The 21,881-nt window shown below is 44.3% G+C and carries 22 protein-coding genes; 5 read left to right on the forward strand and 17 right to left on the reverse strand.

Annotated elements, in window-relative coordinates; all coding sequences use genetic code 11:
• Position 1 precedes the first annotated feature (1 nt).
• Both BN1765_RS13460 and BN1765_RS13465 read right to left on the reverse strand, forming a co-directional pair.
• Positions 2–424 (reverse strand): stage V sporulation protein AB, encoded by a 423-nt coding sequence (locus BN1765_RS13460; protein ID WP_050615614.1) that lies wholly within the window; start codon positions 422–424, stop codon positions 2–4.
• On the reverse strand, positions 405–1,220 hold the full coding sequence (locus tag BN1765_RS13465; RefSeq protein ID WP_315969835.1) for a stage V sporulation protein AA: 816 nt from the start codon (positions 1,218–1,220) through the stop codon (positions 405–407). The genes BN1765_RS13460 and BN1765_RS13465 overlap by 20 nt, the downstream gene beginning before the upstream one ends.
• 81 nt (positions 1,221–1,301) lie before the next feature.
• Between BN1765_RS13465 and arfA the strand changes: the two genes are divergently transcribed.
• The gene (gene arfA / locus BN1765_RS20120) at positions 1,302–1,454 is read left to right on the forward strand and encodes an alternative ribosome rescue factor ArfA (protein ID WP_147554199.1); all 153 of its coding nucleotides are present in this window, start codon (positions 1,302–1,304) and stop codon (positions 1,452–1,454) included.
• Between the two features lie 37 nt (positions 1,455–1,491).
• Here arfA and BN1765_RS13470 read toward each other — a convergent pair whose 3' ends face one another.
• Positions 1,492–2,223, reverse strand: coding sequence for a YqcI/YcgG family protein (locus BN1765_RS13470; RefSeq protein ID WP_050615615.1), 732 nt, complete (start codon positions 2,221–2,223; stop codon positions 1,492–1,494).
• Between the two features lie 167 nt (positions 2,224–2,390).
• Positions 2,391–3,479: a citrate synthase/methylcitrate synthase gene (locus BN1765_RS13475; protein ID WP_050615616.1), complete on the reverse strand. Its 1,089-nt coding sequence runs from the start codon at positions 3,477–3,479 to the stop codon at positions 2,391–2,393.
• Between the two features lie 252 nt (positions 3,480–3,731).
• On the opposite strand from BN1765_RS13475, the gene BN1765_RS13480 reads away from it, so the two are divergent.
• Together BN1765_RS13480 and BN1765_RS13485 are read left to right on the forward strand one after the other, a co-directional pair.
• Positions 3,732–4,256 (forward strand): metal-dependent hydrolase, encoded by a 525-nt coding sequence (locus tag BN1765_RS13480; RefSeq protein ID WP_050615617.1) that lies wholly within the window; start codon positions 3,732–3,734, stop codon positions 4,254–4,256.
• A 744-nt stretch (positions 4,257–5,000) separates the two neighbouring features.
• Positions 5,001–5,879 carry a LysR family transcriptional regulator gene (locus BN1765_RS13485; RefSeq protein ID WP_050615618.1) on the forward strand — a complete coding sequence of 293 codons (879 nt, stop codon included), beginning with the start codon at positions 5,001–5,003 and terminating at the stop codon, positions 5,877–5,879.
• Positions 5,880–6,081: 202 nt separating this feature from the next.
• Here BN1765_RS13485 and BN1765_RS13490 read toward each other — a convergent pair whose 3' ends face one another.
• On the reverse strand, positions 6,082–6,600 hold the full coding sequence (locus tag BN1765_RS13490; RefSeq protein ID WP_050615619.1) for a DUF3231 family protein: 519 nt from the start codon (positions 6,598–6,600) through the stop codon (positions 6,082–6,084).
• Positions 6,601–6,862: 262 nt separating this feature from the next.
• Here BN1765_RS13490 and BN1765_RS13495 point away from each other — a divergent pair, with 262 nt between their 5' ends.
• Positions 6,863–7,717, forward strand: a complete 855-nt coding sequence (locus BN1765_RS13495; protein WP_050615620.1) for a manganese catalase family protein — start codon at positions 6,863–6,865, stop codon at positions 7,715–7,717.
• Positions 7,718–7,760: 43 nt separating this feature from the next.
• Here BN1765_RS13495 and BN1765_RS13500 read toward each other — a convergent pair whose 3' ends face one another.
• The 9 genes from BN1765_RS13500 to BN1765_RS13540 all read right to left on the reverse strand — a co-directional run bounded on the left by BN1765_RS13500 (position 7,761) and on the right by BN1765_RS13540 (position 18,430).
• Positions 7,761–10,514, reverse strand: a complete 2,754-nt coding sequence (locus BN1765_RS13500) for a dynamin family protein (RefSeq protein WP_050615621.1) — start codon at positions 10,512–10,514, stop codon at positions 7,761–7,763.
• A gap of 256 nt (positions 10,515–10,770) precedes the next feature.
• A complete protein-coding gene (locus tag BN1765_RS13505; RefSeq protein WP_050615622.1) occupies positions 10,771–12,039 on the reverse strand; it encodes an MFS transporter in 1,269 nt (422 codons plus the stop codon).
• Positions 12,040–12,164: 125 nt separating this feature from the next.
• The gene (locus BN1765_RS13510; protein WP_050615623.1) at positions 12,165–12,794 is read right to left on the reverse strand and encodes a response regulator; all 630 of its coding nucleotides are present in this window, start codon (positions 12,792–12,794) and stop codon (positions 12,165–12,167) included.
• Positions 12,791–13,936: a GAF domain-containing sensor histidine kinase gene (locus BN1765_RS13515; protein ID WP_050615624.1), complete on the reverse strand. Its 1,146-nt coding sequence runs from the start codon at positions 13,934–13,936 to the stop codon at positions 12,791–12,793. Before BN1765_RS13515 ends, BN1765_RS13510 begins: the two co-directional genes overlap by 4 nt.
• 135 nt (positions 13,937–14,071) lie before the next feature.
• Positions 14,072–15,364, reverse strand: coding sequence for an NCS2 family permease (locus BN1765_RS13520; protein WP_050616778.1), 1,293 nt, complete (start codon positions 15,362–15,364; stop codon positions 14,072–14,074).
• A gap of 215 nt (positions 15,365–15,579) precedes the next feature.
• Positions 15,580–16,338: an RNA polymerase sporulation sigma factor SigF gene (gene sigF / locus BN1765_RS13525; protein ID WP_050615625.1), complete on the reverse strand. Its 759-nt coding sequence runs from the start codon at positions 16,336–16,338 to the stop codon at positions 15,580–15,582.
• Between the two features lie 12 nt (positions 16,339–16,350).
• Positions 16,351–16,791, reverse strand: a complete 441-nt coding sequence (gene spoIIAB / locus BN1765_RS13530) for an anti-sigma F factor (protein WP_050616779.1) — start codon at positions 16,789–16,791, stop codon at positions 16,351–16,353.
• A gap of 2 nt (positions 16,792–16,793) precedes the next feature.
• Positions 16,794–17,144 (reverse strand): anti-sigma F factor antagonist, encoded by a 351-nt coding sequence (gene spoIIAA, locus BN1765_RS13535; protein WP_050615626.1) that lies wholly within the window; start codon positions 17,142–17,144, stop codon positions 16,794–16,796.
• 113 nt (positions 17,145–17,257) lie between these two features.
• Positions 17,258–18,430 carry a D-alanyl-D-alanine carboxypeptidase family protein gene (locus BN1765_RS13540; protein WP_050615627.1) on the reverse strand — a complete coding sequence of 391 codons (1,173 nt, stop codon included), beginning with the start codon at positions 18,428–18,430 and terminating at the stop codon, positions 17,258–17,260.
• A 166-nt stretch (positions 18,431–18,596) separates the two neighbouring features.
• Between BN1765_RS13540 and BN1765_RS13545 the strand changes: the two genes are divergently transcribed.
• Positions 18,597–19,004, forward strand: coding sequence for a hypothetical protein (locus BN1765_RS13545; RefSeq protein ID WP_050615628.1), 408 nt, complete (start codon positions 18,597–18,599; stop codon positions 19,002–19,004).
• Positions 19,005–19,083: 79 nt separating this feature from the next.
• Here BN1765_RS13545 and BN1765_RS13550 read toward each other — a convergent pair whose 3' ends face one another.
• The 3 genes from BN1765_RS13550 to celB form a co-directional block, all read right to left on the reverse strand.
• Positions 19,084–20,172: a DUF871 domain-containing protein gene (locus BN1765_RS13550; protein WP_050615629.1), complete on the reverse strand. Its 1,089-nt coding sequence runs from the start codon at positions 20,170–20,172 to the stop codon at positions 19,084–19,086.
• A gap of 87 nt (positions 20,173–20,259) precedes the next feature.
• Complete coding sequence (locus tag BN1765_RS13555; RefSeq protein ID WP_050615630.1) at positions 20,260–20,559, reverse strand: PTS lactose/cellobiose transporter subunit IIA; 300 nt, start codon at positions 20,557–20,559, stop codon at positions 20,260–20,262.
• Positions 20,560–20,591: 32 nt separating this feature from the next.
• Entirely contained in the window at positions 20,592–21,878 is a 1,287-nt protein-coding gene (gene celB / locus BN1765_RS13560) for a PTS cellobiose transporter subunit IIC (protein WP_050615631.1), read from the reverse strand.
• Between the last annotated feature and the right edge of the window lie 3 nt (positions 21,879–21,881).

Genomic DNA, 21,881 nt, shown 5'->3' on the forward strand with positions numbered 1-21,881 from the left:
ATCACAGATCGACAAAATAAATCCATTGAAACAATGATCCGCATATTTTTCCTATCACAATCGCCATTAATAAATAAATAATCTGGTGCTGGATGCCAATGCGCTTCGCTAAAAGAGGCAGCACATTCAATACTTCAGTAAGAGCGGCCGCCAGCATGCCATTAAAAATGCCGCTAAGAGTGCCGACAACCGCTAGAAGGACCACTGGGAAGTGGAATATGTACTCTTGCAGATCGAGCCAACTGCCCACTACCACACCGATGATGGCGGCAGCTTCATAGTAATGGATTTTATGGTCCGTTTTAGTCAGTTGCGTAACCCTGGGGATGACGCCCAATACCGTTAGGAACGCCACGAACCCGGCACCTACTGCCAGTCCTCCCGCAAAGCCAATGAATATCAGGCTAGCGCTCGTCAGGATCATCCAAATCCACCATGCTTTCTTTATTTTCATTGACCATCACATAGTGATCGAGATCCTGTTGATAGTTGAACATTTCCACTTCTAGAGGGCTTGGCTCTTCGTTGAACCTCTTCTTGAAAAAATGGTTAAAAAACAGAACCATCCCGAGGCCCAAGCCAATGCTGTAGGGGATCTGTAAAACCAGCGGCTTTGTCTCCAACTTTCCGGTAAGGATGGTATAGATTTTCTGATGGACAGCCCTCATGCTGACATCTTCATGGAAATTCATGATGGTCAAGCCGGCGCCCACAAATAATAGCGACCACACAACCGCAAAAATAAGAGGATTGCTTTTTTTCTGCTTTGGCTTGACTTGGATGATGGTCTGGTTCGGCCCGACCGCCTGCAGCTCCACACTCCCCATCGACCTCAGGATTACATCAATCACCATGATTAAGTCAATCACAATTATATTGCGGTCCGCCTTGGAAATTTCGTAGACAGGCAAACTCTCTGCCTGGCTGACAATATCCTTTGGTCCGACGCATCGTGCGATATCCCCGATCAACAGCTTGCGCTTATCCTGCACTTGGACGCGCTGCCTCATACGGATATAGAGAACTTGATCCATCTCTTCACCCCGTTCCAGTAATTGCTTCATGGTATAGTATGCAATAGCTGCCTGGACAACATACCAGTCCTGGAACCTCCAATAATTCCCACTTTTTTTGGCAAGCGTGCTGCCAAACTGCAATCTAATCTTATATGGAAGCAGAAAGAACCCAATTGTTTTAAAATGATTAGGTATATAATGCATTTCTCAACGCTTCACTTCATGGTTCCGATTGGCTATCAAAAGGTATATAATGGATTCAATACGAGAAAAGAGGGATTATTAATGAAGAAAAAGAAAGCGAAATCAATCGGACAAATGACCGCCAGCCGCAGAACATGGGGGTTTGACTCATCAACCCGCGTAAAACAAAATAAGAAAGGAAAAGGCTCCTATTCCCGCAAGAACGCGAAAACGTATTGGAAAATAGGAGCCTAATTTTATGGATTGATTCTGATTCTAACTTGACGGCAAACTATTTATGTCGGAACGGGCATTTCCCCGTAATTGGCTCGCAATCGTCGCCGATGAAATATTGCTTCCATTCACGATGTCCGGGATCGCCGTAGTGCGAGATATTTGGATGCTTTGGAATGCCGTCCCACACTTCCACTCGCTCCCTCACTTTTTCCCTGCTCATGATACCTCCAGGAGATGTACCTTCCAATTTTTCGAAAATACGCCTCGGCTGGAAACCAAGTATAAGCGATTTCCCTAAGTCCCTTGTCTTTCTCTGCTTATACGCCGGTGTATTGCCGAATACAAAATACGGTTCGCCACCATAGGAAAAAGCCCATAGATGATGATCTGGATCAGTCGGATAATCTTCGGGCCATTCCTGTTCATCCTGATCATGCAAATACTGTAGAATACGCCAAAAATAAGAACGGTAATAATCGATGCTTTTTTCCTCTTTCTCAGGCTCCACAAAAACAAACAGCCCATGCCGCACCAACCGCTTCTGATTCTCAAACAGGGTGATGAATTGATTTAGGGTATTCGGCAGAGAAGACCAGTCATCATGGCTGATATAGGAATAACGAAGCTCCCCTTTATGCTCGGCGCTCATGCCAAAATAGCAGGGGAAAGTGGGGGATGTCACGACTTTGTGGAATGTCTCGTATTCTTTAAGAAGCCATTCAGGGACGGATTGTTTGTCGCTCATATCTTCTTTATTCAGTAAACAATGCTGGGCTACACTTTCCATGGACTCACTCCTATGTTTTTGCTATTGAATTTGAATGCATTACCGCAGGAACCGGGTTATTTGCACCATTCGCAACCATCCTCATAAATGAAAAAGGAGCGATTGGCCGTTCCCTTTTCATGGTACCTTTAGAAAACTACCCATTTTTTCCTTTTTCAAAACAATCGTTATGCATGATGGTTGCCAATGTAAGCAGCCTCCGGCCTGAACAGCACATTATTCTCCGATTGCTCCAACACATGTGCGCACCATCCGACTATGCGCGCTGCCGTAAAAGTCGGAGTGAACAATCCGCTGTCCATGGAGAGAGACTTCATGATGGCAGCCGCATAAAATTCAACATTGGTATAGAGGTTCCTCCCCGGCTTTAACTGTTGCAATAAAGCGATTGTTTCATCCTCTACCCGAACGGCGAGGTCCAACCAAGCATCGTCCCCGGCGAAAGCCATCAGTGTTTTTTTCAGCGCCACTGCTCTGGGGTCCTTCGTTTTATACACCCTATGCCCAAAGCCCATAATTCTTTCCCCTTTGGCCAGTTTTTCCCGAATTATTTCTTCTGTGTTGCCCGCAGCATGGATCCTGTCCAACAATGAGATGACTCCTGATGGCGCTCCTCCATGGAGAGGGCCTTTCATGGCACCTATGGCAGCACTTATAGCAGAAACCAGATCCGACTCCGTCGAAGAAGTGACACGGGCGGAGAACGTAGAGGCGTTCATGCCATGTTCCATAGTCAGGATCATATAGGTTTCCAATGCATGGACATGTAGATCTTTCGCTTCTTCTCCATTCAGCATATATAGATAATTGCTGACATGGTTCATATTAGGATTGGGGCTGACCAGCGGTTTCCCTTCCAAATACCGTTTACGGAAGGCGATGATTACAGGAGTGATGGCACAGAGCCTTATTGCCTGCTCGACAGTTGGCTTCCAGCTGTACCTGTCTGTCCCTTCCGCTGAAATGATGGTTCTCAATACACTCATCATATCCATTTCTCCGGGCAGCTCCTTGATCATATCCATCATATAGGCGGGCAATTCCCTTTGCCGCTTCAATTCATTTACCATGTATTCCACTTGGCTTCTGTCGGGATATTCGCCGAACAACAATAAATAAGCCGTTGCCTCAAATGTGCCTTTTTCCGCCAGTTCTTCTATTCTGTATCCTCTGTAAAGAAGCTCCCCTGCATGGCCATCGATATAACTGATTGCTGTTTCCGCTGCAATAATTCCCTTCAACCCTGGTTTCATCATTTCTCCACGTCCCTCCCTTTTTATAGTCTCAGTATATAGAGGGCCATCCATTAAATAAATTAAATAATTTTAAATAATTTGATTAATTTAAATAATCATTCTACAATATTTTGTTGTTTTTAAAAAACCCTTCGGAATCTTATCTATGAAGAGCTTTTTCAATCCATCCTTTCCAAATGAACCCATACGAACGTTTGCTCGCCTGACAATCCTATGGTAGAATAACAAATATACGAAAAGGTGGGAAATACTATGATGTTTAAAACACATATCGTCTCTTCATTGGCGATTTCAGCGACGATCGTCCATTATACAGGCCTGACCGCTCCGACCGATTTCGCTTTTTATGCTGGCACCATCATCGGTTCGGTATTGCCCGATATTGATGAACCTGCTTCACAGATGGGGCAGACGGTCAGTGTGCAAAGGAAAATCGGCCGCAAACGGGTGGCTTTGGGATTATCGCCGCTTATCAAAGGCCTATTCGGCCATAGGGGCCTCACGCATACATTGCTTTTTTGCGTCCTCTTCTTTTTTTTATATAGCCGTTTTCCTTCCAGTGTCCTATTGGGCCTATCAGTAGGCTACACCTTGCATGTCCTTGAAGATATGTGCTCCAAACAAGGGGTCCCCTTGCTGTATCCCTTCCATAAACGGAAAATACGCCTCAATCTCTACCGGACCGGGAAAACCAGCGAAAATATGCTTTTCCTCCTTTCATGGCTTGTCTTGCTGTACATGGTCTATGAAGCGTATAAGGGCCATCTTCCATACTGATCTACCTAAAATAAAAAGATGGATTAGAGGGGTTCATCCGCTCCAACCGATGACCATTAGTCAAACCAATCAGGTTCTGAACGCTATCCCACCCCTATTATGTTCCGGTTAAATCATTCGGTTTTTGTGGAGAAAACCCAAAAAAGCTCGGAGTCCTTATTGTCTCTGAGCTTTGCATATACACCAGGTATTCTATTAAAATTCCCTCTTTTTCAGTAGTACCAGTTTTTTAGGTATTCCCCAAAATTGCTGGAATAATGTTTTAATGAAGCAGCCAGCCTTAGCCATAAAAGCCAATAAGTGCATAAAAACCGCCGTTTAGAGCCGAGCAAATCAATCTATTTTTGCTCTGACATTCTATCTACTTTTTCTTCTATCCTATCCAACTGTTCTTTCCGTTTTTTTGAAGAACGAACGAAAAATACGACCAAAACGATAAAAAAGATAGGAACTAATATCGCGAATAACTGAAAAAGGACGTCGCCGATATTCAACATGTAATCCACCTCACTTTAGAAAATTATACCATTTTTATAAAGACTACGGCGAGTTTCCGTTAGCCTAAGCATAGCCGGCAAACCCATCTGCCTAACTACAATAGCAGAGCCTCTGTCCCGTTCCATGCAAATTCACCATGAATGCCAAATATAGTTTATCGCTCTTATATAAAAGAGTAGACAGGAATAGAATATTGAAAATATACTGTTCCTAACCGGTTTCTCATCATTAATTGGAGGTAATCATATGGAATTCAGTTGGCTGCAGACGTTTTTAACCGCCGCACAATGCGGGAATTTCCGCAAAACGGCCGAAATCCTCTTTATTTCTCAACCATCGGTCACTGTGCATATCCATAACCTAGAAAAGGAACTTGGCGTGCGACTGTTCAACCGCGAAAACAGGAAAGTCACATTGACGGAGGAAGGAAAACGCTATATGGCCCACGCTGAACGATTGCTCGCTGTCTACCAGCAAGGATTGTCCGATCTACAATCATTCAGCTTGGGATATACAGCCTCTTTTTCGCTTGCCATTTCGCCAGTTGCCGCAGATACCGTGCTTCCACATGCCCTAAAAAGATTCATGGAAAGCCATCCTGCCATTGAATTGTCTGTACAGGTTCTTGAAGGAAAAGAGATGGAAGATGCACTCCTGCATGATGAGATTGATTTAGGGATATCTTCCGTAAAAGCACGCCATTCGGCACTGGTCAATGAATTGGTCTCTACGGAAGATGTACGGTTGATCGTCCCACATGATGGCATTGATAATGAGATTGCCCCTCCCCTCGATGAGGAAGATATACTATCGAAAAACCTGTTGATTACAGATAATCATCCTGTCTATTGGGACGGTTTAAAAAGACAAATCAAAAGTATGTATCCAGGAACCCGGTACATGAAAGTTTCCCAGATTCATATAACAAAAAAATTCATCGAAGAAGGTCTTGGCGTTTCTTATCTGCCACTTTCCACCGTCCGAAGAGAACTATTGGAAGGCCGCTTACTTGAGGTGCCGCCGTCAGGCATACAGCTGCCCGAATCCCGTTTCTATGCGCTCATGAAACATCGGCATCGCATCCAAAACGATTTTATCCGTTTTCTTGGGCAGTACAGAATATGACAAATTCGTCATTTTAATCAGGTAAGGTTAGAGACATACCTACGATTATCATTTTTGAAATATCCATTAGCTCCCTCCTTATTTCAGAATAATGGTAAACAGTTAAATCACATACATACATGAGAATATTCGACCAATTATAACTAAGTAACATAAACAAAAGAAGCCGCCATTAGAAATGGCGGCCATTTTTTCGCAATACTTAATCTACTTTGTTTTTTGTTTCCATATGCAGCGGAGGAGGCACTAACCAGCCTTTTTCTTTTATGATCTGAAGCAATGCAGCTCCATCTTTCAATGCTTTGGCGCTCTGTTGTGTGAGCATCAAAGCAATATCTTCACGGATGCACTGGCCGATCAATGTACTCATCGCAGTCAATCCAGCCGCAATATCCCTTGCGATCGCATATGCCACCTGAGCATCCTGCAATCTGGCCCCAGCTGGAATTTGCTCAATATCCACGCTCGGTCTTTCAGCAGGTGTAGGCGGTATTGGAACATCATTTGCCAAAAGTACCTTTTCGACTTCTTCAATCGAAGGTTTGATGCTGTTCTTAATGACTCCACTGATGAAGTCTTTCAGGTCTTTATCGCCGGTATGGTTATAATATACTTGGTATCCATCCAGGGCAGCCTTAGCCGTCACCAACTGTGTATACAGACCATATACTTCCCCGTAATGCATTGGTTCCTTTTGAGGATTGCCGCTCATAACGCCCATTAGAATCGCTCCATTACAATTGTATTTGGTTTAGTCAACCGTTTTTATTTTGCACCTGGGGAGCAGATTTTATGAGTTAAAAAGCAAGGAAATCGATTTAAACGTTCCAAAGGATGCCCGCATATGTCTCACATCGCCAATCCCATCCTGGCATTTTCCTTTTAGTAAAAACAAGGATCAATCCGGCTCATGCCATATCTTTGCATATAATTCCTGTCCACGTTCATCCTATAACTGAAAGAACAATGAAAGAGGGATCTATATGTATTTCTATAAGGAAGACTTAATTAATGTCATTGTGCCGGATCGCCCAGATCCTGCAGCGGCAAAAGTGATTCAGGAAACATTGGGAGGGCAGTTTGGCGAAATGCGCACCATGATGCAATATTCTTTCCAAAGTGCCAACTTCCGAGGCAAAGATAAAAAATACCGTGATTTAATCCGCGGTGTATTTCTTGAGGAAATCAGCCACGTCGAATTAGTGCAAACAACGATCAACCAGTTGCTGAACGGATCAGGCGCAGAAGGAGCCGGCGATTCAGGCGCAGACGGCGCGCCATTGGATGATGCAATCAAACACGCCAACCCCCATCATTACATTATGGCTGCCCAAAGCTCATTGCCTGTAGATGCCGGCGGAAATCCATGGAATGCTTCATGGGTATACTCCCACGGGAATCTAATCGCTGATCTTTTAAATAATCTGGTCTTGGAATCCACAGGTGTTCTTCAAAAATCAAGAATTTATGAAATGAGCTCCAACAAAACATTCCGGGAAACATTGGCGTTTTTGATGGTCCGCGACAACGCCCACCAAAATGCTTTCGCAAAAGCACTGGAAACACTGGGCGTCAACTGGGGCAAACTATTCCCGATACCTAATTATGATTTGAATAAATATCCGGAATGCAGAAAATATGTCGACCTAGGCTATCATAATGCCCAGTTCAACTATCGTCTGGACGGCACTTTGATGGGAGAAATCTTCCAAGGAACTTCCCCGAGCCGCAACCAAGGTGAATTGCTTGTGACCGATCCGCCAGCAGGGTTCCCAGTGCCTGAACTTCCTGTCATGCCAAATGAGCATAGTCCGGGTATAGGGGATATGAATGCCTGATTGTATAAAAAAGGACTGAAGCTTAAGGCTTCAGTCCTTTTTCTCATTGAGCAATATAGGAAATTTCCTTCACTGCGCTCATCATCCACTCATATTGGCGCAATCTGACTTCAAATAAGCGGATTGCATCATGGTAGACTTCTGGATTTTCTTTCATTAGTGCTAATAATTCTTCTTTCTCACGGATTTGGGCATGCGCTTCTTCCACTCGGCCGTTTAAGATGTCTACTGGCGGCTTGAAGAACAGGTGCAAATCTCTTTCAATCGCCTTTTCGAATACCTCGAACGGAAGCATGAACTTGGAAACAATATTATTCGTTGTTTCTGTATAGCTTTCGTTTTCAATGAATTTCTTATATTGGTTATACAGCATATTTTTTTGGGCGATTGCATTGAACAATTTACCCGCACTCTTCAAGATAAATTGAGAAGGAGTGTGGCGAAGAAGAATATTTTCTTCCTCAAGTCTGACACCGCTTGTCATCCGATTCATGTCCCGCTGCCAATCATTCAGAATACGGAAATCATAGGCAAAGGAAACTTTCTGTTCCCCATATAGCGAGTTGAAGCTTCCTGCCATTTCATCAAGCTCCTGCTTTGTAAGCATCAGTTCATCTTTGGAACGTAAAATCCATTCTTCCATCTCGTGATAGTACTTAGGAAGGATTTTTTCATCAATATATGTCTGTATTCTGATATTCATTTCATTATTCAGCTGCAGATGCACTTTGCGGAAGTCGCTATCTTCGTTCAGCAGCTCCGAGCATCCCTTCAGCATTTCCGGGATGTCCTTAATCATACTGGCCTTCATATCTTCCTTGATCATGTGGTAATCCTTGCAGATCTTCTCACTTCTTTCTGCTTCAAGGTCCTGTACATGATTGATGGAAGCAGTCAATTTTTTCACCATGTCCTGATTCCAGGCAATACCCTGTTTGTATTTATTTTTTTTCTCCACTCTGCTTTCAAGCAGGAATGTGATCGTTTTTCGGATGACCTGAAGCATTTTCCCGGCTCTTTTTTCCGCTTGGTTATCTGTGGATGATATGGCACGGAACAATGACTCGATTGCTTGATCCTGTCCATCAATATCATATTTGGATGAGAAGGCGATCACTTGCGTATTCGGCACATATTCCAAAATCCGGTTATATGTCTCATCCACAATCCGTTTGGCTTCCTTCTTGTTATAGATGGTGTCGAGCTTCGTGATGACAAATGCCACTGGCAGATACGGTGACTGTTCGGTCATCTTCAACAGAATATCCCGCTCCTGATCGGTGAAAGGATCCTCGGCGTCTAAGACAAACAGCAGGCAATCAGCCAATGGAAGGAACTCGATGACTTCCTGTTCGTCTTTGCGCCCCCTGAATCCCGGGGTGTCGATTATGGCAATCCGGTTCTTGCCGAGCACCTCGGACGGTATCGCAAGGTCAGTCAATGACTTAGCCCCGGCGCTTTCCGGCCGATTCAACACTGCGTATACATCAGGAACAATCGTTTCTGAATGGAGGTCGCGCTCGGAAACGAATGTCAATTGCGGCCGTTCTCCATCTTTTAGGCGGATTGTGTTGCGAGTCGGGCCATCGAATAGATCCTGTTTCAACACAGTGTTAATGAAAGAGGATTTACCGATATCGTTCACGCCTGCAACCAAGATGTTTTGTTTGCTAAGATCAAGGATTTCTTCTACGAACCAGCGAAGTTTCGCGCTGACTTCCACGTCCTGTTTGCTGGCCCACGCCACAAGGGAATCAAACAGATGCAAGCTGTCATCCAGCAAGTCTGCGTTCTTTGCGCAATCCCAAATTTGGTTTTCCGCACGTTGGATATCCCCGGGCTTGATACTCTCAGGGAAGAATTCATTCCAGGCCAAAAGAGCAGAATAGGCAGCTAGAGCTTGCTTTCGTTCTGTGATGGCAGCCCAATTGGTCAAGAGCTCCGGCATGATTTCACGGATTTCTTTCAATTCGAACCGGCCCCCAGCAAGCTCCATGAAAGCTGTTTGGTACAATCCGGAAAGCTCGCGCCAATACGAGGATAGATTCAAATCGAGCGTCTGCAGCAATTGGTTCAACGACTTCATCCATTGCAGGAAGAACGGTCCCTGGTGATAGCTTCTCCACAAAGCTGCCGTCAAGTCCTCGAAGCGTTTGGCATCCAGACCATACAGGACTTCCAAGCCGTATGAGAAGTACTCAGGGGCAATGGCCTCTGTATGGCCTTCGCTTACGTAACTATGCAGCTTATCGAACCAGTCGACTGCGCCTGTACGGACCGCTTCATTGAGCGCAAGTTCCACAGCATGTTTCCAATCGCCGTTTTGCTCAAAGAAAGCCCTGGCCACATCGGTGATATCCTGGTAATCAGGGTTAATCGAAACAGCCTGTTTAATGTAATCGACCGCTTTCTCTTGATTGTTTTCTTTAATATAGATTTCAAACAGCTTCAACGAAATTTCCGTTTGCAGAATCAATTGGTCTGTTTTGGTTGACTTATATGTATCGATTGCGTCGGGAAGAAGCCCAAGTTCAAAATAGGCGTCGCCGACATTCTTGCGCGCCCATGGCTGCAATTCGTTGGAGATATTCTCCCATTTAAATACAGCTGCCTCGTAATCATGGTAGTGAAAATACACCTCGCCCTGGGCAAAGCGAATATATGATAGGTCCGCCAGCTCTTTCATATTCTCTTCCTGAAACATGTTGCCTAGGATTCTGACAATATCTTCGCTGTTCCGGTCTTCCAGTAGTGTTTCATAATATGTTTTTTTACTTAAATGGTTCTCAATAGTCATAGTTATCTCCTTATTATATTTATTTGTAAATATAACAATATGTAAATCAAATGCCATGTATGCACAACACTTGCAGTTTATATACCCTATATATCTATTCTAACAAACTTTTAATTCCTGCGCTTTTCAATTTGCTATCATTTAAAAAACATCTCTGCCTATTATTGTAATAGAAGGGAATAATACGAAAATATACGCAATTCAAACAACTATGCAAAAAGGCTGTCCCCTTCTCGAGCGGACAGCCTGCTTAACACTATAGGTTCGGTTGCTGAACAGCCATTGTTGTTTTTCCCGCTTGCCCTTCCATCGCCTTTCCGCTCCGCCATACCGCAACAGAAGCAAGGAACATAATGGACGCAAGGATGACGAAACAAAAAGAGATGAATCCGACAGAAACCATCTTCGTAAAAACACCGATCAGAAGGATACGCAGCAAAAGTCCGATCAGCCGAAAGATGCTATCTACCCTGCCTATGATGGCATTAGGCACTGCTTTCATAATGAATGTATTGCGCGCCACACGAGTGCCGGCATTCCCAAGCGCAATGAAAAACATCAGGATTAAATAGGATGGGAGATTGGCGAACAGAATGAAGCCTATCGCCAGAAAATAACACCACACTCCGCCTGCCATCACTTTTTCTTCCCTGGCCTTCAATAAGAGAACAGGGATTACGAGTCCGGCGGCGACTGCTCCGATACTATAGACCATCCCTTCCACACCATAAGCCCATGCTCCTGCATGCAGCGTTTCCTTTAAGTATACCGGGAACAGATAATTGGTCACCATCACTCCAACGAATGGCATATAGGACGCCAACAAGAACACAAATAAGACCGGCGACTTCAACAAAAAGCTGAATCCCTCTTTCAACGTTGCCTTCCTTTGTCCAGTCGGGGAAACCATCGCTTTTTTCCTATAGTTCACTTTCAAAAAGAAAAAGATGGCGGCTGCGTATGTAGCCGCATCCAAGCATAGGATATACTCCAGCTTCCAGGAAGACATGATAATACCGCCTATTCCTCCGGCTACCATACTGCTGAATTGGCCTTGCACTTCCATCGCGCCATTCAAGGATTTATACATCTTCTCTGGGAATACTTCTTGTGTAAAAGCAAAAATCGTCGGATAAAAAAGGGTATTATAGAGATTCCCCGCAAAAATAATAGCTACATAATGCCATGTCTGATAGTCCATACCGGCCCATCCGAGCAGGGCAAACGATCCAATGATCAGCAAACCTGTAGCCTCTCCGTACATAAGCAATTTTTTCCGCGATATAGCGTCGACCAGCTTGCCGATATAAGGTGTGATCAAAAAAGAGATGATTGTCAAAATGAGTGAAACATATCCGAATAATTGGCTTCCGTCTTGCTTGGAGATCAATAGCCATGGAAGCGCAATCATCGTAATGCCCGATCCAATGGCCGAAGCGATATTTGCTGCCAATATATAGAGAAACCTGCGGTCGTGATAAATGCTGTCCTTCCTGCCGGATGCGGCCCTTCCTTTGTTCTTCATGATTATCCCTCCTACTACTCAGTATAGTAGGTGGCTTAATGAAGGAAATCAGGCCCTGCTATGATTTTTATTGCACCTTTATATGTATTCGCAGACTGCGGTTTCTCCGCCAAAAGATGTAGGACTTATCCGATCATCCCATTGTTGATTGCATAGATGGCCGCTTGTGTCCGGTCCTGCAGCTGTAATTTACTTAGCAAATTGGAGACATGGGTTTTTACGGTTTTCTCGCTGATATGCAGGTCTGCCGAGATTTCTTTGTTGCTTTTGCCGGCTGCAATTTCTTTTAGAACTTCTTTCTCACGGGCAGTGAGGAGCGGCCGTTGCTGTTTGGATTTCCCTTGCATATGGGCCAGCACATGCCTAGTGATTTTCTGGTCCAATGTCTGCTCTCCTTTTGCGAGCGCAATTATGGCGTCTGCGATGATCTGCGGATCGTTTTCCTTGAGCAGATAGCCGCTTGCCCCCGCTTCTAACGCTGGGATAACCAGATTTTCCTCACTGAAACTGGTTAACATCAATATTTTGGCTTGCGGGTTACGCCGCATGATCTCCTCGGTTGCTTCGATTCCATTCTGGACCGGCATATTCACATCCATTACCACTACATCTGGAGCAAAACGTTTCTCCATCTCAACAGCTGCCTGCCCGTTTTCTGCTTCAGCTGCAATCTCGAATTCTTCTATGGTCCGCAGAAAAGCAACCAGCCCGCGGCGTACGATCGGATGGTCATCTGCTATCAGTATACGGATCATTCATTGCCACTTCCTTTCAAAGGAATTGTGACCGAAACGGCTGTCCCGGATCCTTGCTGGGAGATAATGCGGCACTCGCCGTTCAAAATCCCTGCCCTGCTTCCCATATTTTCAAGCCCTAACGAATAAGCTGGAGCGATTTCCGTAACAATAAATCCACAGCCAGAATCCTTGATTTCCATTTTTATTTCGCTTTCAGTAAAAAGAAGGCTGAACTTGACTACATCTGTCTGTGCATGTTTTTTTACATTATTGATCGCTTCCTGCCCAATCCGCAGCAACTGGTGTTCGACTTCAAACGGGAGAGCGCTCCTCCCTTTTACTTCGCTCTCCATACGAATGCCGAGCAATCCGGCATAGTGCTCCAAATGGGAAACCAAATCCTTCTCCAATCCTTGTTTCCGTAGGCGCCAGATAATTTCCTTCATTTCCAACTGTGCCTTTTGGGCAATCATTTGAATATCTGCCATCGCATCCGTCAAGGAAGGAATATCGCTCATATACTGTCCCGATTTGGCAAGCAGATTAATTGAAAAAAGCAATTGATTGACCGAATCATGTAAATCGCTTGAAAGGCGGATCCGTTCTTGCCTGATGGCGTCCATCCTTTGATGTTCCGTCAGTAATATGCGTTTGATTGTATTCCCTATTTGAAGGGCGATTGCCTCCAATTGCTGCAGTTCCGCTTTTCCGAAAAAGAGTTCACCCGCATCCGCAATATTGAGAATACCGAAAAATTCATTGCCAGAACGCAAAGCAACCGATGCATGGTGCGTCAAACCATAAGTATCCTTCCTTTTTTCGATCGCTTCCTCAAGCCTTTTGCACTCCACCACGTTTAAAGCAGTTTTTAACCGGCCGTCTTTGTAACGTTCTATGCAATAACAATCCTCAGAGCACATCGATGCCTTGTCTTCTTCCGAGAGCGCCGGCGGCAGTCGGCAATCAGCCGCCAACTCCATTTTTCCTTCTTGATTCTCAAGAAAAATCCAGCCGGACGTAAAGCCCGTAATTTGTAGGACCTGACTCAGGACCTCATGCAGCGTAACTGACAGATCAAAGCCGCGATTCAACGTTTGGGCAATTTCCTTATATAATTCCAATTGATTCAAATAATCGCCGTTACGTCTCGTGTTATTCATACAGATAACTTCCTTTATATTAAAATATTCCATTTTATAAAAATATTGTATCGCATATTCATTCTGCGGCAAAAGAAATCGCGCACAAAAAAAAGCCCCGGCATATTTGCCAGGGCCCTCTGATTTACTATTTCATTAATGTGCCGGGAAAAATACGAGCTGGATTAGGAACAGTACAGCGAAGATATAAATGATCGGATGCACTTGTTTTCCTTTTCCGCTGAACAGCTTCAAGACCGGATAGGTGATGAAGCCAAAGGCGATTCCCGTTGAGATGCTGGATGTTAAAGGCATGATCAGGATGGTAACGAATGCCGGAAAAGCATCATCGAATGATGGCCAGTTGATTCTTGATAAACCTTCCATCATGAAGCAGCCTACAATGATCAACACAGGTGCAGTAATGGCTGCCATGTTGGCAATCATTCCAACAATCGGTGAAAAGAACATGGACACCAAGAACAACGCTGCAACCACTACGGCTGTCAACCCTGTTCGTCCGCCGGCTGTTACGCCAGTAGTCGATTCGACATAGGCAGTTGATGGGCTGGTTCCAAACATTGAACCGATTGTTGTCGCAACCGAATCACCAAGGAATGCTTTTTTTGCCCGCGGAATTTTGCCGTCTTTCATAAGTCCCGCTTGTTCAGTCACCGCAACCAGTGTTCCTGTTGTGTCAAAGATAGTCACCAATAGGAAAGCGAAGATAACGGCATAAAGCCCATTCGTGAACACGCCTGCAATATCCATATCAAAAAATACCGGAGTAGGAGGAAGGCTCATAACGCCTTCGTAATGGAGCATGCCGCAGATTCCCGCGATGACAGCCGTAACCGCCATCCCGATGAACAATGCCCCCGGGACTCGTCTCACCATCAGAATTAATGTAATGAACAATCCTACGATTGAAAGGATGGTAACCGGAGCCGTCAAATCACCGATTCCAATTAAAGTGGAATCATTAGCTACAATCAGGCCGGACTGTTTGAAACCGAGAAAAGCAATGAATAATCCGATACCGGATGTAATTGCATATTTGAGCGTGGAAGGGATTGCTTCCAGAATCATTTGTCTCAGGTTGCTGACGCTCATAAGAATAAAAATAATACCGGCGACGAAAATAGCGCCAAATACTGTTTGATAACTTAAACCCTGCGAGGCAACGACTGTTGCGAAATAGGCATTCAATCCCATTCCCGGAGCTATTGCCACCGGATATTTTGCCAAAAGCCCCATGATCAGCGTACCGGTTACCGCAGCGATGATTGTCGCCATGAACACTTGGTCAAACGGTACACCTACTGATGAAAGGATAGCTGGATTGACAAAAATGATATATACCATCGTAAAGAAGGTTGTAATACCAGCAACAACTTCTGTCTTTACAGTTGAACCGTGTTGCTTAATGTTGAAAAATTTATCTAACAAAGTAAGCCCTCCGAAAATATGTCTTTCTTCCTGGAAAGAAATGACGAATGTTTTTAACGAACCTTTATAATAATATTCGTTTATGAATGTTTTTTCAAGAGAAAAATGCACTTTTTTAGCTAAAAATGTCTTTTTCACTTTCCCTTCTTCCATAGCATCCCCACTTATCGGCGCACTAAACCCATTTTGATTTCACAGGAAAAAGCCCGTATGAATCAATCGTTCATACGGACTTTGATTTGCTGCAGTATTTTCTTTTCGAGCCGAGATACCTGGACTTGCGATATGCATAGCCTCGCAGCGACTTCGGACTGTGTCTGGTCTTTGAAGTAGCGCAGATAGACAATCAGCTTCTCGCGCTCTTCCAGTTCTTCAATCGCATCCTTCAATGCCAATTTATCGAACCACTGATTTTCGCTTTGATCGGCAATCTGGTCCAAGAGGGTGATAGGGTCGCCGTCGTTTTCATAGACTGTCTCATGGATGGATGCCGGCTGACGGCTCGCCTCCTGTGCAAATACCACTTCTTCCGGCGTCAGTTCCAAGTACTCCGCGATTTCATTCACCGTCGGCACCCTGCCGTATACCTTGGACAGTTCTTCCTTAGCGCGGCGGATTTTGTTGCCCTGCTCCTTGATGGACCTGCTTACCTTCACTGTCCCGTCATCGCGGAGGAACCGCTGGATTTCACCGATGATCATCGGCACGGCATAGGTTGAAAATTTCACATCGAACGACAAATCGAATTTATCGACCGACTTCAGCAAGCCGATACAGCCAATCTGATACAAATCATCCGGTTCATAGCCGCGGTTCAAAAAACGCTGCACAACAGACCATACGAGCCGTAAGTTGCCTTTTACAATAGAATCCCTTGCCTCTTGATCGCCTGTCTGGCTGCGCCTAATCAATTCCTTTACTTCTTTATCCTTTAATTGAGCGCCATTCTTATTGTGTTTGACCTCCACGTCCATACGCATGTCTCCTTATTTACACAAAGCTTTGCTCTTTGCCACATGTTTTTTCAAGCGAATGATGGTTCCTTCTCCTCTGTGAGAGACAATATCCAGTTCATCCATAAAGTTTTCCATGATGGTAAATCCCATACCTGAGCGTTCTAATTCAGGCTTTGTTGTAAACAATGGCTGTCTCGCCTCTTCTATGTCGTCAATCCCTTCGCCTTCATCCCTAATCGTGATTTCCACCACTTGATCTTCAATGGCCGCTTCTATCGTCACCACACCATTCGGATCGTTGTTGTACCCATGGATGATGCTGTTTGTCACAGCTTCAGAGATGACTGTTTTGATTTCGGTCAGTTCATCCATAGTCGGATCTAGCTGGGCGATGAATGCAGCGACAGTCACACGGGCAAATGACTCATTCTGGCTTTGTGCGGAAAATTGTAAAGTCATTGAGTTTCTCATCATCAAGCAACCCCCAATCTTTGTAGAGCCTGGTATTCCGACTCTTCTTCTTGAATGATTTTAAATAAACCCGACATTTCGAATAGACGTTTGACGGCAGGCGAAATCGCACACACAATCATTTCGCCTTTCTGCTGCTTGATTTGTCTGTAACGGCCGAGTATGACACCTAGGCCAGAGCTGTCCATAAACGTCAAATCCGATAGATTCAGGATGATATCCTTTATTTGATGCATTTCTATTGTTTTGGAGGCTTTCTCTTTAAGGTCTTCGGCATAATGGTGGTCCAATTCCCCGCCTAACCGTATGCACAATACTGTCCCTTTCACTTCCATATTCACTGTAAGGCTCAACTTTGTACAGCTCCCTTCCTGATTCTGTATTGCTTCAATTCGATACAGCCGGAAGGATTTCCTTCATACTGACAAAACTAGTGCCCTTTCGCATTTCTTACACATAATTCGAGTTATTTCCCGCCGTGCGTGAACAGTCCCATCGATTTTTTGAACAACTGCCACCAGCTGGCCTGGTCTACCGTTTTGGCAGCGACCACTGGGGATGTAACCACTGTCTTGCCATCCTTTTTGATTGTTAATGTACCAATGACATCACCCTTTTTCACCGGAGAAGCCACTTTGTCTGTTGTTGAAACGGACACTTTGTATTTTTTGATGCTTTCCCCTTTTTTCGTCAACAAGGAGATAGGTTCGCTTGTCACCGCCGGCACGCTTTTTTCGGTCCCTTTGGATACCAGGATTTCCTTCAGCTTCTGTCCCTTCTCATATAAAGGATGGGTGGTGTATTGCGCAAACGCATAATCAAGCATTTGTGTCACCTGGGCATTTCTTGCTTTCGGATTCGGCGCACCGAATACTGTTGCGATGACACGCATATCACCTTTTTTCGCCGTTGCTGTCAGACAATACTTCGCTTCGCTTGTAAAGCCCGTTTTCAGGCCGTCTACTCCCGGATAGAAGCGGACCAGCTTATTGGTGTTCACCAGCCAGAATTGCTTCTTCGTCTTTTCGCGCAAATAAGCCTCATATGTTCCCGTGAATTTAGTGATCTCTTTGTATTTCAAAAGCTCTTTGCCCATCATGGCCATATCGTAGGCTGAACTATAATGGTTATCGACAGGCAAACCTGTACAGTTGGCAAAATGGGTATCTTTCAAACCCAATTGCTTGGCTTTCTTATTCATTAATTTGACGAATTCCTCTTCCGATCCAGCCAGCCTTTCAGCCATAGCCACAGAGGCGTCATTTCCTGAGCCGATGGCAATACCTTTCATCATCTGGGTTGTCGTCATTTCCTCCCCTGGCTCGAGAAAAATCTGCGAGCCGCCCATGGACGCGGCATACTCACTCGTTCTGATTTTTTCATCCCAACCAAGTTCGCCTTTGTCGATGGCTTCCATGATCAAAAGCATGGTCATGATCTTCGTCATGCTTGCCGGGGATAATTTTTCATGTTCGTTCTTGCCGAATAAGACTGCCCCTGTATCCCTTTCTATTAAGATGGCGGATTTTGCTTCATCTGCCAGCTTCACTTCATTTTTTGCGGCAAAACCAGGTTGCGCTGTAAAGCTCAACAAGCATACAGTAACGGTGAATATCAACACTATTTGTTTTAATCTCAAAGCCTAACCCTCCTAATCTTTATAGCTGTATTTTTTCCAAGTAATTTATTTTTATACAAACTATTCCAATTGAAAGGAGCAATCTTTTTTGTGTGAAAAAATGTAGACTTGATGGAGATGTAAAGGTTTTCGGAATGGGTATATATAGATCATGGAGGTGGCTACGATGGAAGCTTGGTCAGAGGTAATCGTAAGAGGAGAGCGCATTCAATATTTTTTAACTGAAAAAGCGATACATATTAATAATGATGAGCCGCTTATTCGGGCCATCATGCAAACCGAAGGCGCATTGGAAATTGCCAAAGCGCTGAAAAAGCAATTTCTTGCTTTGTACGGTCGGGAAATTGCCATCCACGACTATTCGATGGCGCTTGAAATTTTCGGCCATGTATTTCCGGATAAACTAGCCGGTTTTCTAAAAAAATTCCCCCTTCCATCTTTGTTAGAAATGCCACTTGATGCTTTGATGAAGCATACAGGCGTCATTGACATCGGCGAGCCCGGGAGCAGCGATATCGACCGGAAAGTATGGGATATGTTGGGACCCGTCTACAAACAAATCGCTACCGATTAACCTCCGAACATACTATGTCACAGATAAAAAAAGAAAGCACAAAGAGAAGATTCTGTGCTTTCTTTTTCTGTCTAAACAATCACTCTTCTATTGTCATTTCGAAGTAATCCCATGGTTTTATATAATCCAGGAGATAGACTTCCTCTTCCACGATTCGTCCGACGACATTTTTGCGGCCATCATTCTTCATAGGAAGACGCGCAATCTGCAGCTCTCCTTTATATTGGCCGAAATCATTATTGCCGATCAGCACATCGCCTTTTTGGATGTCAACCGTATCATGGTTAGGGAAAGATTCTTCCTTATATTTCACCCGGCTTTGAGTGGAACGGATCAGGTAATCGGAGACATCACCGCGGTTGAAGTGCACTTCTTTTTCAATAATGATCTTTTCTAATGGAGATGTTTCTTCATTCACATTCACTCGGAATGCAAGCTTATTAGGATTAATCGAGCTCAATTGCTTCAATTCCTCCTCCGAAGCATAGGCATTGCCGATCAGCACATCGTCAATCAGGTCGGTAGCGAACAAGTGCTTAGCCTGAGTGACAATCGGCAATCTTCGGTGCTCTTCCAACGTGCAAAGACCATCATTCACTGGCCAAGGTCCGAAGGTTGCTTCTTTTGAAGAAACAAATGCTGCCGTTCGGATATTATGTTTCTTAAACAATTCCGATGTCTCGACAAAATACTTATAGGACAGTCCGGTATATTCTTGAGGATAAAAATTATGGCAGCCAATCAGATTGTCTGTATTCGGGCCATAGCTTAAGATTTGCTCCACATATTTCGTTCCATTTGAAATATTGATTTCAATCTGTAGCCCGTATGGATTGTGGGTCATCAGCGCTTCTTTTTGACCTCCAAATCCTTCATCCAAGCGAATTCCGGCTGCTCCCATCTTTGCAAACACTTCTAGGTTGTCATAGGAAGCCCCGATGGCAGGAAAAACATGGGGAGCGACGTCAAAGATCACTTCCATACCTTCCTTTTTGGCATGTGAGATAATATCTGTAAATTTCTCGATGATTTCTTCCTTATTTCCTTTTACAGACAGAAGGCAAGTAAAAATCCGTTTAAATCCATATCTCGCTGCCAATGAAATATATTCTTTATCTTTATCTGGCGTACTGTGCTCCGGATAAATAGATATCCCCAATTTTCTCATGGCTAACACCCCTGTTACCTTATTTCGATGATTACATTTATTCTTAAAAGAGGGCGAAGATGCAAACCTTCGCCCTTCATTCTGCTCTTACGCTATTCGTTTGTATAATTCGACCATCTCTGCTGCTAGGTCTTTTACGGACATGGCTGTCATCAGATGGTCTTGTGCATGGATCAGCAGGATAGAAATCTCCGACTGTTCTCCGCGCGCTTCTCCTTGGATTAAGTCCGTTTGTGAACGGTGTGCTTCACCAAGCGATTGTGTAGCTTCTGCGATATGCTTTTCAGCAATTTCGAAGTTGCCTTCTTTTGCTTCCTTTATTGCTTCCATAGCAAGGCTTCTTGCATTTCCGCTATGAAGGATGATATTCATAATGATGGTTTCCATTGGTGGATAGCCTCCTGTTATTATTCTTATCATTACTGTGCTTGAGCTTTTTGCGCTTTAAGTGCCGCATCGTCTTGTACTTTCACGAAAGGAATATACAATGCAACCGCTACCATAAAGTTGAAAATCTGTAGGGCAATTCCTTGCCAGTGTCCCCCTGAAACCAGATATCCGCTGATAATCGGCGGCATGGACCATGGAACAAGTGCGACTGTTTTTGGGACAAGTCCCATCGAAATAGCGAAATAAGAAGTACATGTCAATACAATCGGAACCAAGACAAATGGAATTACCAGGATTGGATTCAATACGATTGGCACACCGAACAAGACAGGTTCATTGATATTGAATAATCCGGCTGGTGCAGTCACGCGGCCAATGCTCGTGTATTGGGCGCTTTTCGCTACTAAGAAGATGGCAACAATCAAGGCCAATGTGGCACCGGCGCCTCCCAGATGGACATAGACATCAAAGAAAGGTTTTGTAATGGTAGCTAACTGATCACTAAATACGTCTACACCTGATTTGAATGCTTCAATATTCTTCTCGATTGATGGAAGATAAATCGTTTCCATGATTGGTCCAAGGATGTTCGTGCCGTGAAGGCCGAAGAACCATAATAGGTGGATCAATAGGGAGAAGATGATTGCTGAAGGCAATGTATTGGATAGGCCTGTCAGCGGGTTTTGGATTGTTTCAAAAATGATTGTATGCAATGATGTTCCGGCATGTGTGAACAGCAAGAAGATCAATGCGAAAACCACGAATACGACTGTTGCAGGCAATAAGGCCGCAAACGAACGGGCAACTGCCGTCGGAACGCCATTCGGCATTTTGATCGTAAAATTCTTTTGGATCAACCAGCGGAATATTTCTGTCGAGATAAGTGATACGATCAAGGAAACGAATAACCCTTGGGCTCCCATCCAGCCGAAATCAAGGCCGCCTTCTGTTGCTGTTACCGGAGTCATGATAATCAAGGCGCCGAAGGTAACAAGCGCTGCCGACAGACCGTCAACTTTATACGATTTTGCTAAATTGTATGAAATACCGATGGATACAAGAAGGGATAGAATCGCGAAGGAACCTTTCCATATGTTCCCCCCTAAATCTGTCCAGCCTTCTCCGAAAATTTTTACCATGAAGTTTTGATAGCCTTCAAATGGCAAGCCGTTTATAAGTGTTGCAAATGATCCTAATATAATAAGTGGCATAATAGCGACAAAGCCATCACGGATGGCTACGAGATGTCTTTGGCTTCCTATTTTACCTGCGAAAGGCACAAAGTACTTTTCCAGAAACTGAATAAATTTATTCATCCT

Origin of the sequence: Bacillus testis (assembly GCF_001243895.1) — a bacterium.
In the GTDB taxonomy this organism is placed as follows: Bacteria; Bacillota; Bacilli; order Bacillales; family DSM-1321; genus Bacillus_AD; species Bacillus_AD testis.